11 protein-coding genes and 1 tRNA gene are annotated in these 14405 nt (G+C 62.8%); 7 read left to right on the forward strand and 5 right to left on the reverse strand.

What is annotated here, in order from left to right; all coding sequences use genetic code 11:
- The first annotated feature begins 2 nt into the window (after positions 1 to 2).
- Both C6Y62_RS07045 and C6Y62_RS07050 read left to right on the forward strand, forming a co-directional pair.
- The gene (locus C6Y62_RS07045; protein WP_173953338.1) at positions 3 to 695 is read left to right on the forward strand and encodes a sarcosine oxidase; all 693 of its coding nucleotides are present in this window, start codon (positions 3 to 5) and stop codon (positions 693 to 695) included.
- Entirely contained in the window at positions 692 to 1462 is a 771-nt protein-coding gene (locus C6Y62_RS07050) for a helix-turn-helix domain-containing protein (protein WP_173953339.1), read from the forward strand. Before C6Y62_RS07045 ends, C6Y62_RS07050 begins: the two co-directional genes overlap by 4 nt.
- A 150-nt stretch (positions 1463 to 1612) precedes the next feature.
- Here C6Y62_RS07050 and C6Y62_RS07055 read toward each other — a convergent pair.
- Together C6Y62_RS07055 and mscL are read right to left on the reverse strand one after the other, a co-directional pair.
- Positions 1613 to 1687: transfer RNA gene (locus C6Y62_RS07055), tRNA-Gly, on the reverse strand.
- Positions 1688 to 1902: 215 nt separating this feature from the next.
- Positions 1903 to 2295: a large conductance mechanosensitive channel protein MscL gene (gene mscL / locus C6Y62_RS07060; RefSeq protein ID WP_338074336.1), complete on the reverse strand. Its 393-nt coding sequence runs from the start codon at positions 2293 to 2295 to the stop codon at positions 1903 to 1905.
- A 197-nt stretch (positions 2296 to 2492) separates the two neighbouring features.
- On the opposite strand from mscL, the gene C6Y62_RS07065 reads away from it, so the two are divergent.
- The gene (locus C6Y62_RS07065) at positions 2493 to 2753 is read left to right on the forward strand and encodes a DUF4212 domain-containing protein (RefSeq protein WP_068463356.1); all 261 of its coding nucleotides are present in this window, start codon (positions 2493 to 2495) and stop codon (positions 2751 to 2753) included.
- Between the two features lie 19 nt (positions 2754 to 2772).
- Positions 2773 to 4602 (forward strand): solute symporter family protein, encoded by a 1830-nt coding sequence (locus C6Y62_RS07070; RefSeq protein WP_173953340.1) that lies wholly within the window; start codon positions 2773 to 2775, stop codon positions 4600 to 4602.
- A gap of 83 nt (positions 4603 to 4685) precedes the next feature.
- Here C6Y62_RS07070 and C6Y62_RS07075 read toward each other — a convergent pair whose 3' ends face one another.
- Entirely contained in the window at positions 4686 to 5111 is a 426-nt protein-coding gene (locus C6Y62_RS07075; protein WP_173953341.1) for a secondary thiamine-phosphate synthase enzyme YjbQ, read from the reverse strand.
- A gap of 266 nt (positions 5112 to 5377) precedes the next feature.
- Between C6Y62_RS07075 and C6Y62_RS07080 the strand changes: the two genes are divergently transcribed.
- The 3 genes from C6Y62_RS07080 to C6Y62_RS07090 all read left to right on the forward strand — a co-directional run bounded on the left by C6Y62_RS07080 (position 5378) and on the right by C6Y62_RS07090 (position 10806).
- Positions 5378 to 8719, forward strand: coding sequence for a tetratricopeptide repeat protein (locus C6Y62_RS07080; protein ID WP_173953342.1), 3342 nt, complete (start codon positions 5378 to 5380; stop codon positions 8717 to 8719).
- A gap of 294 nt (positions 8720 to 9013) precedes the next feature.
- Complete coding sequence (locus C6Y62_RS07085) at positions 9014 to 9943, forward strand: sulfite exporter TauE/SafE family protein (RefSeq protein ID WP_068463348.1); 930 nt, start codon at positions 9014 to 9016, stop codon at positions 9941 to 9943.
- The gene (locus tag C6Y62_RS07090) at positions 9940 to 10806 is read left to right on the forward strand and encodes a TIGR02186 family protein (RefSeq protein ID WP_246274444.1); all 867 of its coding nucleotides are present in this window, start codon (positions 9940 to 9942) and stop codon (positions 10804 to 10806) included. Before C6Y62_RS07085 ends, C6Y62_RS07090 begins: the two co-directional genes overlap by 4 nt.
- Before the next feature lie 53 nt (positions 10807 to 10859).
- On the opposite strand, the gene pdeM is transcribed toward C6Y62_RS07090, so the two are convergent.
- Entirely contained in the window at positions 10860 to 11582 is a 723-nt protein-coding gene (gene pdeM / locus C6Y62_RS07095; RefSeq protein ID WP_173953343.1) for a ligase-associated DNA damage response endonuclease PdeM, read from the reverse strand.
- A 57-nt stretch (positions 11583 to 11639) separates the two neighbouring features.
- Positions 11640 to 14279 (reverse strand): ligase-associated DNA damage response DEXH box helicase, encoded by a 2640-nt coding sequence (locus C6Y62_RS07100; RefSeq protein ID WP_173953344.1) that lies wholly within the window; start codon positions 14277 to 14279, stop codon positions 11640 to 11642.
- Positions 14280 to 14405 lie beyond the last annotated feature (126 nt).

A 14405-nucleotide genomic window follows, 5' to 3' on the forward strand; every position in this document is an offset into this window, starting at 1 on the left:
TTATGACTGATCCATTTGCATACTATCGCCGTTCGCCGTTGCAGCGCGGTCTGGATAGTCAAGGCGCAAACTGGGCCGCACTAGCTGACGAGGTGGCGTACGCCGAACGGTTCGCCGGCGATGATGCGCTGCCCGCAATCGCCATCGCGGATTTGTCGCCGTTGCCTCGGCTTGGCTTCAAGGGCAGAGGCACCATTGCAGCAATGCAGACGCGCGGCATTGTGTTGGACGCTACGCCAAATCGCTGCTTCCCTCAGCCCGATGGTAGTCTCTGTCTCGTTCTGGCGCCGAGTGAAGTGCTGCTGTTGTCGCCATTGGATGGATCGGGCGAGCGGCTGGAACAACTTAACGCCAGCTGGAACATTGACGACGGTGAACGTACCTACCCGCTTCCGCGCCGGGATAGTCACGCCTGGCTTGCTGTTGCGGGCACGGCGACACCGGAGATGTTTGCGAAGTTGTGCGCCATCGATATGCGGCTGCACAAGTTTCCAAACCTGTCTATCGCGCAAACGTCTGTCGCCAGAATGAACGCTATTCTGACGCGCGTTGACCTGGGTGCGACGCCTGTTTTTCACTTGCTAGTCGATAGCGCGGCGGCCCAATACTTCTGCGATTGCATTGTTGATGCCGCTGACGAGTTTGGCGGTGGTTTCGTTGGGCTTGGGGCATTTCAGAAGCTGGCAGACGGATGAAAAGACCTGCAACATCAAGAAAAGCTCCCGGGAAGCCGCCTCAGGCCAAGACCGCTGCGAAGGCCGTCGGCAAGCCGCTTCCAGAGGAGGCGGACAACGGCGAAATAGAAGCCGCTTTGCGTGATGTGCTTGCGCAGAACGTGGCTGTTGTGGGGGAGCAGGATCCGCATGCGCTCACCGGTGCGCGCGACAACCTGCTTGAAGTGGCGATTGGCCGTGAGGTGCGCGCGTTCCGTAACAAGCTCGGCATCACCGCTTCGGATCTGGCGCGCGCAGCGGATCTTTCGCTCGGCATGCTGTCCAAGATCGAGAACGGCGTAACATCGGCGTCACTCACTACGCTGCAACGACTTTCGAAGGCGCTGGGCGTGCCGGTGACGTCGCTGTTCCGGCGCTTCGAGGAGCGGCGCGACGCGGTTTTTGTTTCGGCTGGGAAGGGGCTGCAGATCGAGCGCCGGGGTACGCGGGCCGGGCATCAGTATCAATTGCTCGGGCATACCGGTGGCTTCTCTGGCAGCGTCATCGTTGAGCCATATCTTATTCAGCTCACCGAGAAGTCAGATGTGTTTCCGCTGTTCCAGCATAGCGGCCACGAGCTGATTTACATGCTGGAGGGTGAGGTCGTTTATCGCCACGGCGACCGGCTTTATCCGATGAAGAAAGGCGACAGCCTGTTCTTCGACGCCGACGCGCCGCATGGCCCGGAGGAACTGACCAGGCTACCGATCCGGTTTCTGTCGGTCATCAGCTACGCGCGCGAACAGTAGACGTGAGCGGCGTGCCTGCCGCCCGATGTTGAGGCTAAGGATCGAAAAAGCTCCGGGACAATTCCGGGACACAGATGTCCGCAATGTCCGTTTGTTCCGCGTCTGTCAGATTTTTGGAGAGCGCTAGGGCTTAAAAAAGCCCAATAAAACTGGAGCGGGCGATCGGGATCGAACCGACGACATTCAGCTTGGGAAGCTGACGTTCTACCACTGAACTACGCCCGCAATGCCATCACGGAACCGCCAAAGGGGAGGGCGGAAGGTGAGGCAGACCACTCCCGTTTGTAGCCTATTCGGTTGTTCCGGCAAATGGTCTTGATCGGCCAAACGGCCGCACGAACAGGCCATTCCACAGTCAGCGCCACGGCCGGATATGAGTCGGGAAGCCGCTGACCCTCGGCGACGGGCCTAAGGTCAGCGGCGTTCGGACCAGCGCAAGATCAGGACGTCTGCTTCACCAGCGCGTCACGGATTTCCTTGAGGTAGACCTCGGATGGCGGCGGCGGCGGCGGCGCGGCGTCTGCCGCTGTGGCCGGTTTGCGCATCATGTTGATGCCCTTGATCAGGAAGAACAGCGCCACGGCGGTGATCAGGAACTGCACGATGGCGTTGAGGAACAGGCCATATTTGATTTCGACGCTTTCGACCGGCGTGACAGCGAGCGAAGAAAAGTCAACGCCTGCCGTGATATAGCCGATGATGGGCATCATGACGTTCTCGACCAGGGTCGAGACGATCGGAGAAAAGGCCGCGCCGATAATGACGCCGATGGCGAGATCGAGGGCATTGCCCTTGACCGCGAAAGTCTTGAATTCTTCCCACATCTGCTTCATTTGCTTCTCCCTCACTGGATGCGGACACTAACTTTTGGCCCCCCGGCGGAACCTTATGCGAAGAACGGCATATGCAGCGCCTTCGGGCAAGCCAAGTCGGTCGCGTATCCCGCCTTATCTGCGTCGCAGTATTGACGTGACCTAAGGCACTGTGCTGGACCGGTTGCAGCACGCAAGGATGGGGGATCTGGCAGGCCATGATGGAACGCAAAGAGCGTAAGCCTTACTGGCGGCACACGAAATGGCAGATGATCGCCAGCGTGGTTCCGTTCCTTGTTCTTATTATTGTGCTGCCGCTTTACGCCGACAGCCTCAACTCCAGCCGGTTTCTCGGCTTTCCGCTTGGCTATTTCCTCAGCTTGCACGGGGTCTTCGTGCTTGCGGTGTTCACCGTCGCCAGCTTCGTCAATCGCCAGGATGCGATCGACCATTGGCACGGCGCGCACGAGGACGGTTGAGCTGGCGGGATAACAGCCCATGCCCACAACATCGCGCGCCCGCGTCGTCAATCCGCGGCTTGGCACCTATTTCGGCATCTTCGTCAGCCTGCTGGTCGGGCTGACGCTGCTGCTGCTCATCTTTGAAGAGCTGGGCACATCGGATGCACTGCTGCGCTGGGGCATGCTGCTTGGCCCGCTCGCGCTGTATATGGCGATTGCGCTTTGCGCGCCGACGCAGGACTCGCTGGAATTCTTCGCGGCTGGGCGGCGCGTTCCCGCCGGATATACCGGGCTCGGCATCGGTGTTGCAGCGTTGGGCGCGACGGGCATCGTCGCCTTGACGGGTGTGTTTTTTCTGATCGGTTTCGACGGTCTTTTTCTCTCCATCGGCGGGATCGCAGGCTTTGTGATCATGGCGGTGATGATCGCGCCGTTCTTCCGCAAGTTTGGAACCTTCACCGTGCCGAGCTATCTGGGCCGGCGCTTTGAAAACAAGATGGTGCGTCTGCTCGCCGCCGCGTTCATGGCGGTGCCCGCGCTGCTGATGATCGCGGCCGAACTGCGCATGGGAGCGATGGCGGCCGGCTGGCTTTCCGGACAGCCGCAAAGCCTGATGATCATTCTGCTGGCGTTCGTGTTTGTCATCACGGGTGCCGTTGGAGGCATGCGGTCGCTGAGTTGGTCGGGCAGCGCTGCGGCTATTGCGGCGGTGCTGGCGCTGCTGGTGCCGGTGGCCATTGTGGCGGTGATGGTAAGCAATTTCCCGTTGCCGCAGTTGACCAACGGTCCGCTGCTTCGGGCGCTGAGTTATCCGGAAATAGCGCAGGGCCTGCCGACGATTGAGACCACGCCGTTTGCGTTCGCGGTGCCGGGCGAAGGCATGACGCACCTTGCGAAGCGATACGCGATACCGTTCGGCGCGGTGGGTTCAGGTGCGTTCGTCGTGGCGATGCTGACGGTCATGGCCGGCATTGCCTCATCGCCCTGGTTGCTGCCCCGCGTGACGATGACACCCGGCGTTTATGAAACGCGCAAGTCGCTTGGCTGGGCCACCGTCTACTTCGGTGTGATCGCCATGACGGCTGCCGCCGTCGCGGTCTACATGCGCGATTATCTGATGGATCTGGTCCGGCAGGCGCCGACGACGCTACCGGAATGGATGCTGGAGCTGACTCGCCTGGGGTTTGCCGATCCCGGTACGAGCATGCCGCCGGCCTATACCGGTTTCGCTTTCATGCGCGACAGCGTGCTGCTGTCGCTTCCCGTTGTTGCCGAGCTGCCCTCGATTGCGCTGTTTGCAGTCGCTGCGGGTATCGTCGCGGCGGCTCTGGTGGGGATCGGCGCCGCTGCGAGCGCTCTGGGCAACGTGGTGGCCGAGGACGCGGTGAACGGCCTATCGTGGGAGCCGTTGCCCCGCGCCGCACGGGTTCATCTCGGTCGCCTGACAATTGCCGGCGTTGCGGGCCTCGGCGTGGTAGTGGCGCTGGCTGCGCCTACCGATCCACTGCGTCTGTTGCTGTGGTCATTGGCGTTGAGCGCATCGACGTTCTTTCCAGTTCTGGTGCTGTCGATCTGGTGGAAGCGGGCCAACGCCTTCGGCGCCATGGCCGGCATGGCTTGCGGCTTCGGTGTTGCGTTCCTGATGATTGTTGCTGGCACTTCCGGCGTTATCGGATTGGATGGCGCGCTTGCGGCCATGCTTGGCTTGCCCGCCGGAGCGCTCGCGGTGGTGGCTGCAAGTCTGGCGACGCCCGCGCCGAGCCGCAGCGAACTGGAGCTGGTGCGCGAAATTCGCATTCCCGGCGGCGAAGGCATCTATGACCGTGAGATGCGTCTGCTCAGGCTGAAAAATCGCGAACGGGCGTAGTTTGCTGCCTCGGGCGGGGCAGCGGCCTGCAGCACGCGTGCGCGCTGCAACTCGCGGTCGTTGCGGCTAGCGGTGGCGCCAGTTCAATCTGCGAAGGTGCCTAGATAGTGCATCGACACCTCGCGCCGGTGCGGGCGATCGCGGTGCTCTACAACATATATGCCCTGCCAGGTGCCCAAAGCCATTTGCCCTGACTGTACGGGGATCGAGAGCGATGTCTGCAACACGGCGGCCTTGATATGCGCCGGCATATCGTCCGGGCCTTCGATGCTGTGCACATAGGCATGGTGGCGGGGCGCCATCCGCTCAAAGGCCGCCAGCAGATCGACATGGACATCGGGGTCGGCGTTCTCCTGGATCAGCAGCGATGCCGACGTATGCCGGATGAAAAGCGTCAGCAGGCCGTCGCGCGCCGCGATCTGGTCCAGCCATTGCCGCACGGCGCCGGTTTGCTCCAGCAGCGCCGGGCCATGGGTTGCGACGCGCAGCGTTTCGAAGGCCTGAGACATCGGCTGATGCAACCTGTGACCACCCATTGGACGCTCCCCTGTTAATCTTTTGATAGCGGTTCACTTTCCCGCATTGCCGTTAAAGACTGTTTTTTCGCGCAAATTTTGCCCCTCAGTACGATTTTTGTCCGGCGCTTAACCTCGCGTTTACCGCGACTCGCAAAGCCTGAGGACGATCGGAATTTTGTATTCGCGTCCCGATTCGGCCAACGCAGCCCGCCGTACCGCCTCGGTAGGGCACAAGCCACAAGCGCCAAGGGATTGAGATGTCGAACCAAGCCTACAATGGAATTTATGGCGTGCGCGCGGACGCTGCTGCCATTGCTGCTCACGAGACTTCTCAGGCGGCCATGCTCGATCAGATGCGCGACCGGCTCGCTGCGCTGACCGAAGAAGCGCGCTCTATCCGCGCTCAGATGCCCAATGAATTCGGCCCCGATGTTGAGCGCATTCAGCAGCAGATGCACCGCCTGGGCGAGCGTTTGTCCGATCTGGGACGCGGCGCCCTGGTGCCCTACAATCTTGCCGATCCTGAGAAGCGCACGGCCTCGGCCCGCTTCAAGGCGATCCGCTATGTCACTGAAGACGATGTCCGGGTTGCCCGCGTGACGCCTGACGAGGTGATTGCGCTGGGTGATCGCTATGGCATGGCGCACAGGGTTCCGGCGCAGCCGATGCCGCGCCACCGCGCCAGCCCGGCCGACGCATCCGCCTACATCCGCGATTATGGCCAGCACCTCGATGAGGCTGCGGCCAGCGCGCTGATGCGGCTTTACGAATCCGGCGAGGCGTTCAACGAAGCGCGCCACGAAATGGCGGCGCCTGTCCGCGCGCGTGCACAGTCGTCGTCCGGCTCCAGACCTCCGCAGGAAATGCCACAATCGCGTGGCGGCGCGATGGGCATGCAGACCAGCGATGACGCCCGGGCGGCGCCGCGCGGCTGCGCGATCGACTCCGGCGTGCTCGATCAGCGCTTTGCGGAAATCGCAGCCCGCATCGAGGAATCGCTGGCGCAAATCCATCCCGACAAGGCGCTGGCATCGCTCAGCCGCCGTTTCGACGATCTGGAAGCGCAGATCACCGGCATGGCTGGCCAGATGGCCACGCGCGCCGACATCGAAGAAATTCGCGCGCTCGAAGGCCAGATCGAAGAGATCGCAGGCCATCTCGAGCAGTTCCGCCGCCAGCTCGCGCGCCTCGACATGATCGACGCGCACTTGGGCACGCTGACGTCGCAGCTTTCGGATGAACGCCTCACGCGCCTGATCAACGAGGGCGTGCAGGTGACCGACGTTGGTCGACTCGACGCGATCGATGCCCAGCTTCGCATCATTGCCGTACAGCTTTCCGACGAGCGCCTTTGCGGGCTCGTGAGCCGCAACGCCAATCGCGAACTCGACTATGATGATCTGGCTGACGCAACGGCGCGTCGCGTCATGACGAACTTCACAGAGATGACCAGCGGCAGCGATGCCGGTAATGCGCGCGACATCGGCGAGATGCGCGGCATGATCGAAAGCCTGATCGCCGAGCGCCGCAACAGCGACGAAAACAACGCCAGCATGCTGGATACGATGCAGCAGGCGATCATCCGCGTGCTGGACCGTATCGACGAGCTTGAAGAGACACACCGGCAGGCAGCACAGCAGGCAGCTGAAGCTGCGGCCACGGTATCGTCGTCGGTTGCAGCCATCACGGCGCCTGCGCAGTCTTCGTCAGCCTATGCCGTCGACCATTATGCTGACGTGGACGCGCAGCCTGCCCGCACGCCGCGCGCCGCCGGTTACGGCCGTTCGTTGCAGGAGGTCGTTGCAGCAGCCGAGCCGGTCGAGGAGGATTACGATCCGTTGGCGCAGGCCGCTCCGCCAGCGCCGCAGCCGATTGCCACCCCGGCTCAAGCCATGGACGAGGACGATCTGATCCCGGCCACCGCCCGCGTGTTTGCGCAGATGCCTTCGTCGTCGCGCCCGGCCGCCGCCGCGCCTGCAGCAACTATGGCAGAGCCAGTCGTCATTGCTTCACAATCGGCTGGCGATGAGTTCCGGGCAGAAGTTGCCGAGGAACAGGACGATACGGATTTCCTGCCGCTTGAAGATGTGGTGGAAGCCAACGTCCGCGCCTACCGCGAAGACGCTGCCGCAGAAAAGGCTCCGCGCGTGCCGGTTTACACCACGTCTGGCTTTGATCTCGACGCCGCTTTCTCGCGCACGGCTGAAGCCGAGACCGAGAACTTCGGCGACGCGAAGCGGTCGATGGAGGTGCTGCGCCACGACTTCATCGCCGATGCGCACCGTGCAAAGCTGAAGGCCGCTGCCCGTCCCGAAGCGGCAGACACTGATCTGCGTGCCGGCAAGCTTTCCGTCGCTGGCGATGAGGGCCCGTCAAAGCCACGTGCGCGCCGTTCGATTTTCAGCTTCCGTTCGCAGCGGGCTGCGATGGGTCTGCTGATCCTGCTGGCGGCAATTCCGGCGGCTATCTTCTTCATGCCGCGCACGACGACCTCTGCGGTCGTTGAGCATCCGACGGCGACGATTGCGCCGGCGCCTGCGGATTTTGATGACGGCAGCACCGCCACCATCCCCGCCGAGATCGAACCCGCGCCGCTCGGTGGCGTCGCGCCTGCCCCTGCGCAGCGCGAGAACCAGATTGTGCCGCCGATCGAGCAGGGTGCGAACGAGTTTGATGGCGCGCCGATGTCGAAGGACGGCCCGTTTGAGACGGCGGCGATCCCCAACGGTATCACAATGCAGGAAGGCGGCGTGTCGCCCGAGCAGCTTGCGCAGATGAGCGAGCAGGCACGGATGGCATATCTTTCCGGTCAGCTCGGCATTGCGGCTGCCCAGACCACTCCTGCGGCGCTGATGGAACAGAACATCCTGCAGCAGCATGGCGGCGCTGCGCCGTCGGCCGTGGCTGAGGAAGAAGAAATTGTTACCGCGCCGGGCGCTTCCAAGCTTCCGCCGGCAACTGTAGGGCCGTTCTCGATGCGCCTGGCTGCGGCTCAGGGCGATGCCTCGGCTCAGTTCGAGGTTGCTTCGCGCCTCGCCGAGGGCAAGGGCACCGATCAGGATCTGCGGGAAGCTGCGCAATGGTATCAGCGCTCCGCTGCCAATGGCTTCGCACTGGCCCAGTTCCGTCTGGCAACGCTTTATGAGCGCGGCCTGGGCGTGAAGGCTGACCGCCAGCGGGCTCAAATCTGGTATGAGCGCGCGGCGACGCAGGGCAACGTGAAGGCCATGCACAACCTGGCTGTGCTTGCCGCTTCCCGCAGCCCCAACGGCGACTATGAAACCGCAGCGCGCTGGTTCAAGGCAGCAAGCGAGCACGGTCTGGCCGACAGCCAGTACAATCTGGCGGTGCTGTACGAGAACGGCATGGGCGTGAAGCAGGATCTGGAAGAGTCCTACAAGTGGCTGATCCTTGCTGCAAAAGCCGGTGACACCGATGCTGCCGGCCGCCGCGATACCATCAAGAAAAAGCTGGACGCCAAGGCTGCCAGCGCCGTGGAGCAGGGTGCTGCTGCATGGCGGGCCAAGCCGATGCAGAATATGGTCAACGATGCACGGCTCGCCGGGCAGGCTTGGCAGGGCGGCGCCAAGCGCGGCTGATTTTTTCGGGCGCTCGGCGACTCCGCTTCCCCGCCGATGCATGCCCCACATCGGAAGGCATGAGCCACCTCGCGTTTCGAGGCAAAGTGCGGGTGCCGTGATTACAACAGATGCGCCGCGGACAACGTGGCGCATTTTTTGTTGGCGAAGCGCCTATTTTTACTTCCCTCGCGTATGCTGTAACGAACACCGTCGCTGCCTTGACATGCCAGTCGGGCAGAAGCATCAGGCAGCGACAACACCCCTCGGCGACCGATCCGGGCGCTGCAAAGGAAGAATGCGCAAGCGAAGCGGATGAACATCTACCTGCCCATTGCCGAGATGTCCGTCAATGCAGCGCTCCTGCTGGGCCTGGGTGGTGCCGTCGGGTTTCTTTCGGGGCTGTTCGGTGTCGGCGGCGGCTTTCTGCTTACGCCGCTGCTGATTTTCCTCGGTGTGCCGACGTCGGTTGCGGTCGGCACCGGCTCGATGCAGATCCTTGCATCTTCCGTTTCAGGCGCGATGGCCCAGTACCGGCGTAACAACGTCGACGTGAAGATGGGCATGGTGCTGGTTGCGGGCGGCGTCGTCGGATCGTTCATCGGCGTTTCGCTGATGAGAATTCTGCGCCAGATGGGCCAGTTCGAGCTGTTCGTGTCGCTATGCTACGTCACGTTCCTCGGTGCGGTGGGCGCGCTCATGCTGATTGAAAGCGTGGGCAGCATTCAGCGGCAGCGCTCGGGCCAACCGGTGCCGACGCGTCAGACCGGCCAGCATAGCTGGGTGCACGGCCTGCCGTTCAAGATGCGCTTCCATCGCTCAAAGCTTTACATCAGCGCGGTGCCGCCAGCGATGATCGGCGCGTTCGTCGGCTTCATGGCGGCGATCATGGGCGTCGGCGGCGGCTTCGTTATGGTGCCGGCGATGATCTATCTGCTGCGCGTTCCCACCAGCGTGGTGATCGGCACGTCGCTGTTCCAGATCGTGTTCGTCATGGCGGTGACAACGCTGCTGCAGGCGATAGAGAATAAATCCGTCGATGTGGTGCTGGCGTTGATCCTCATCGTGGGCGGAGTTGTCGGCGCGCAGTTCGGTGCTGCAGCGGGCGGCAAACTCAAGGGTGAGCAGCTACGCTTCATGCTGGCAGCGCTGGTGCTGCTGGTGTGTCTGCGCATCGCGTGGGATCTGATGGTGACACCAGCGGAAATATTCTCCATCGGCCCTCTGATCGGGGGCGGCCTATGATGCGCTCGGCGATCATTGGCGTGATGGCGTGCCTTTGGCTGGCGCTCAACATGGTGCAGGCATCAGCGCAGGAGGCGGAGGCTTCACCGCCGCCTAACCTGCCGCCGCCAACAGTCGTGACGCCTCCGTTGCCGCCAATGGAAACGGTTGAAGCCGACATCTCAACCCGCAGTCTTGAGGTGACGACCGGCTTCACCGGGCATGAGATCGTCGTGTTTGGCGCCATCGACAACAGTCAGGCGCCGAAGGATGATGCCGGAAGCTACTACGATGTTGTTGTGGTGGTTGAAGGTACGCCGTTCCCCATTGTTGCGCGCCGCAAAAGCGAAGTGGGCGGCGTATGGATGAACACGTCGTCGATCACCTTCAATTCGGTGCCAAGCTATTATGCCATCGCGTCATCGAAGCCGATTGAGGAGATCGCGGGGCCAGCCGTTCTGGAGCGCCACGCAATCGGCTTCCGGCACATCAAGATGATGCCTGCGGGCAATAGCGGCGCAGGGCTGAAAGATTCCCAACTGGCGGCGTTCCGTTCGGCTGTTATCCGGCTCAAGCAGCGTAAGGATCTCTACGTGCTGGAGCCCGAAGGCGTCGACTTTGTGGGGCGCAGTCTGTTCCGCAGCACGATTGCGCTGCCCGCCAATATTCCGGTGGGGCCGCTAGTGGCGCGCACGTATCTGTTCCGCGACGGCGAAGTGGTGAGTGCGCACATTGCGCGCGTAACGCTGCACCGCGCCGGTATCGAACGGCTGGTGCACAACTTCGCGTTCGTTTATCCGGCGAGCTATGGCCTGATCGCGGTGATCATTGCGGTGCTGTCAGGGCTGCTGGCTTCGGTGCTGTTCCGTCGCAAGACTGCGTGAGGCGTTGGCTGCCACGTGGCGCGATTTGGTCGTCGCATCGAGCCCGCGCTGGCTCAGTCCTCGCGCAGCAGGCGCGATGCAACCGGATATAGCCCTTCCTGACCCAGCAGCCAGGCCTGCATGCCTTCCAGCCCGAATAGCGGCGCGAACGGCTCGGCCAGAATATTGAGACCACCGGCGTAGCTGCCGAACGCGGGCAGCACCAGCCTGCGGCCATTGCCGACGAAACACGGCCGCCGCAGCGTGTAACCGTGCATCGATATTTTCGCGGCTGGATGCAGATGACCCGCTATCTCGTGCGTCATGTGTCCGACGTGAGGCTCATGCCGCAGCGTGATGCCTTCAACGACGATATCGCCGACAACGTGTCCGCCGAGACGCTCGGTGATGTGCGGATCGTGATTGCCCGTCACCCAGATCCACTCGCGGTCCTCCTGCATGATCTGCAGGATTTCCAGATCCTCAATGCCGATACGCGTCGCAGCGTCGACATCGTGCAGGCTGTCGCCCAGGGCGATGACTGTCGCGGCGTCATAGCGATCAATGGCGGCGGCCAGTTTGTTCAGCGTTTCGCGCGTGTCATAGGGCGGCAGCAGCTGGCCGCGCCGCGCGTAGGACGAGCCCTTTTCCAGATGCAGATCGGCTACGATGAGGGCGTTCTCGGCAGGCCAGTACAGCGCGCCCGACATGTCGGCGCGAAACAGCTTGCCGCAGATGGAGATTTCCTGAACCTGGTAATCGTCGAAGGCCAGCCGCTCGGGCTTCAGCTCCAGCATTCAGTTCCCTCTGCTTCCCCGTTGGCGCGCGCGCACAGCAATTGATTGGCCCGGCGATCATTCCTGTTCGCTGGCGTAAAGGGCTGCCGCTTCACGCAACAGTTCCTCACGGGCAAACCCAGCCACAGCCTCGCGGCCGATTTCCAGCAGGATGGGCACCGAAAGCGGCGACACCCGGTCGAGCGGCTGGTGCTGTATCCTACCCTCGATTCGTCGCAGAAAATCCCCCAGTCGCGCAATATCCAGAAGGCCGGTTGCGGCATCTGACCATGTAGCCTCCAGGAGCACATGGTGCGGGTCGTGCCGCCGCAGCACATCGTAAATGAGGTTGGTGGAAACCGCGATCTGTCGCCCGCTTTTTTCGCGGCCCGGATGCCGCCGCTCCACCAGCCCGGAGATAAGCGCGACATGGCGGAAGGTGCGCTTCATCAGATTGGATTCAGCCAGCCATGCATCGAGATCATCGCCCAGCATGTCCTGATCGAATAGTTCTTCCAGGCTAAGCTTGCCGTCCGCGATCAGGGATGAAAGGTCGCCGAGGGTCCACAGCGCCATGCCGTAGTCGTTAGCGACGAAGCCGAGCGGTGATGCGCCGATGCGGTCCAGCCGCCGCGTCAGCAGCATGCCGAGCGTCTGATGCGCCAGCCGCCCTTCGAATGGATAGGTGACGAGATAGTGCAGGTTGCGCCGCTGGAATGTCTCGATCAGCAGTTCGTCGCGACCGGGGATGGCCGAACGCTGTTGCTGCAGGCGGAGCCAGTCTTCCACCGATGAGGGCAGGCGCGACCATGCGGTTTCGTCGGCCAGCATTGCGCGCACCCGCTCCGCCAGATGGGTTGAGAGCGGAAACTTGCCGCTGTTGTAAGCGGGGATGATGGGGGAGCGCGCCGTCGCCCGCGTAACATAGGCTTCGTTCTCGCCCATGCCCTCGAAACGCAGCACCTCGCCCGCCAGCACGAACGCTTCGCCGGGGCGAAGTTGCTCGATGAAATATTCGTCCACCTCGCCCATCACGCGGCCGCCCATAAGCGTTGAGCGCGACGCGCTGCGCTTGCCGATCAGCCGAACTTTGATCAGCGGCTCGGCGACGATGGTGCCCGCGTTCATGCGATAGGCCTGCGCGAACCGCGGATGCGTCAGCCGCCATAATCCATCGGGTGTTGGCTTCAGCTTGGCAAAGCGCTCATAATTTTTAAGCGCATAGCCGCCGTCAGCAACAAAACCCAGCACGCGGTCGAATGTAGCGCGGGACAGCCCGGCATAGGGCGACGCCGAGGTGACTTCGGCATAAAGGTCGTTGGCGTTGAATGGCCCGGTGCAGGCGACACCTAAAATATGCTGCGCCAGAACATCGAGCGCGCCGGGCCGCGTGAAGGTTACATCCTGCGCACCGGCCTTTGCCGCCTCCACCGCTGCGCGGCACTCCAGCACCTCGAAGCGGTTAGATGGCACGAGAACAGCCTTTGAAGCTTCATCGAACCGATGGTTGGCGCGGCCGATGCGCTGGGCGAAGCGGCTTGCCCCCTTCGGCGCGCCAACGTGAATGACCAGATCGACGTCACCCCAGTCGATGCCCAGATCCAGCGTTGAGGTTGCCACGACGGCACGCAGTGCACCGGACGCCATCGCCGCTTCCACACGGCGCCGCTGTTCGGCATCCAGCGATCCATGGTGCAGCCCAATCGGCAGCGACTTTTCGTTGTTGCGCCACAGGTCCTGAAACAGCAGTTCCGCCTGCCGCCGCGTATTCACGAACAGCAGGCTGAGGCGGTGCGCTTCAATGGCCTTGTAGATTTCCTCGATGGCATAAAGGCTGGTGTGGCCAACGGTCGGAACCGTTTCGTCCAGCTCCAGAATTTCAATGTGCGGTTCGGCGCCGCCGCCAACGTGAATGAGATCCGCCAGCTCGATGTGAGATTGCGGCGACTTCTGCCCGACCAGAAAGGCCCGCAGTTCCGTGGGGCGGGCAACCGTGGCCGACAGCCCGACGGTGCGCAGATCCGGATTGATGGCGCGCAGGCGCGCGAGGTCCAGCGCCAGCAGATCGCCGCGCTTGGTTGCAGCCAGCGCGTGGATCTCATCCAGAATAACGGTATCGAGACCGGCGAACAGTTCGTCGCTGTCGGGATGGCTCAGCAGCAACGCGAGCTGCTCCGGCGTCGTCATCAGGATGTGTGGTGGAGCGCGGCGCTGGCGGGCCTTGCGGGCAACTGAGGTGTCGCCGGTGCGTGTTTCGGTGCGGATCGGCAGGCTCATTTCCGCAATCGGCTGGGTGAGGTTGCGCGCCACGTCCACCGCCAATGCCTTCAGCGGCGAGATATAAAGCGTGTGCAGGCCCGGGGCGCGGTTGCCGCGTCTGCGACCCTTGGCGGCCAGATCGATCAGGCTGGGCAGAAATCCGGCCAGGGTTTTGCCCGCGCCGGTCGGGGCGATCAGCAGGCTGGAGCGGCGGTCCCGCGCGGATTCCAGCAAAGCGAGCTGGTGAGGGCGCGGTGTCCAGCCACGGTTGGCGAACCAGCCCGCGAACGGCTCCGGCAGCTCCAGTGTTGGGGCGGCGGCCTTTGCAGTGCGCGCCGCCTCAGCCGCCTTCTTGGTCCGCGGTTTAGCGAGCTTGGGCGCGGACGCCGCCGCGCGCCCGCGCGTCAAAGGTTTGGCGCGGGATCGAGAGGCAGAGGCGGGCTTTGCGGCGGACGGCATCCAAACTCGGTACGTTGGGTTAAATGGCGCTGTCGAAATGGACCAGCAACTATGCTAGAGCCTTTCAGCGTTTCGTTGAATCGCGGATCGGCTCTAGCTGTTTGTTTTGACGTGCTTCTTGTCGGA

The organism is Hyphomicrobium sulfonivorans (genome assembly GCF_013306565.1).
Lineage (GTDB): Bacteria > Pseudomonadota > Alphaproteobacteria > Rhizobiales > Hyphomicrobiaceae > Hyphomicrobium_A > Hyphomicrobium_A sulfonivorans.

Excerpts from the sequence above, each read along its gene's own strand:
- C6Y62_RS07075 (WP_173953341.1), bottom strand. The coding sequence starts at position 5,111 with ATGTCTCAGGCCTTCGAAACGCTGCGCGTCGCAACCCATGGCCCGGCG.
- pdeM (WP_173953343.1), bottom strand. The coding sequence starts at position 11,582 with ATGCTGGAGCTGAAGCCCGAGCGGCTGGCCTTCGACGATTACCAGGTT.
- mscL (WP_338074336.1), bottom strand. The coding sequence starts at position 2,295 with ATGAAGCAGATGTGGGAAGAATTCAAGACTTTCGCGGTCAAGGGCAAT.
- C6Y62_RS07085 (WP_068463348.1), top strand. The coding sequence starts at position 9,014 with ATGAACATCTACCTGCCCATTGCCGAGATGTCCGTCAATGCAGCGCTC.
- C6Y62_RS07100 (WP_173953344.1), bottom strand. The coding sequence starts at position 14,279 with ATGCCGTCCGCCGCAAAGCCCGCCTCTGCCTCTCGATCCCGCGCCAAA.
- C6Y62_RS07080 (WP_173953342.1), top strand. The coding sequence starts at position 5,378 with ATGTCGAACCAAGCCTACAATGGAATTTATGGCGTGCGCGCGGACGCT.
- C6Y62_RS07050 (WP_173953339.1), top strand. The coding sequence starts at position 692 with ATGAAAAGACCTGCAACATCAAGAAAAGCTCCCGGGAAGCCGCCTCAG.
- C6Y62_RS07065 (WP_068463356.1), top strand. The coding sequence starts at position 2,493 with ATGATGGAACGCAAAGAGCGTAAGCCTTACTGGCGGCACACGAAATGG.
- C6Y62_RS07070 (WP_173953340.1), top strand. The coding sequence starts at position 2,773 with ATGCCCACAACATCGCGCGCCCGCGTCGTCAATCCGCGGCTTGGCACC.
- C6Y62_RS07090 (WP_246274444.1), top strand. The coding sequence starts at position 9,940 with ATGATGCGCTCGGCGATCATTGGCGTGATGGCGTGCCTTTGGCTGGCG.
- C6Y62_RS07045 (WP_173953338.1), top strand. The coding sequence starts at position 3 with ATGACTGATCCATTTGCATACTATCGCCGTTCGCCGTTGCAGCGCGGT.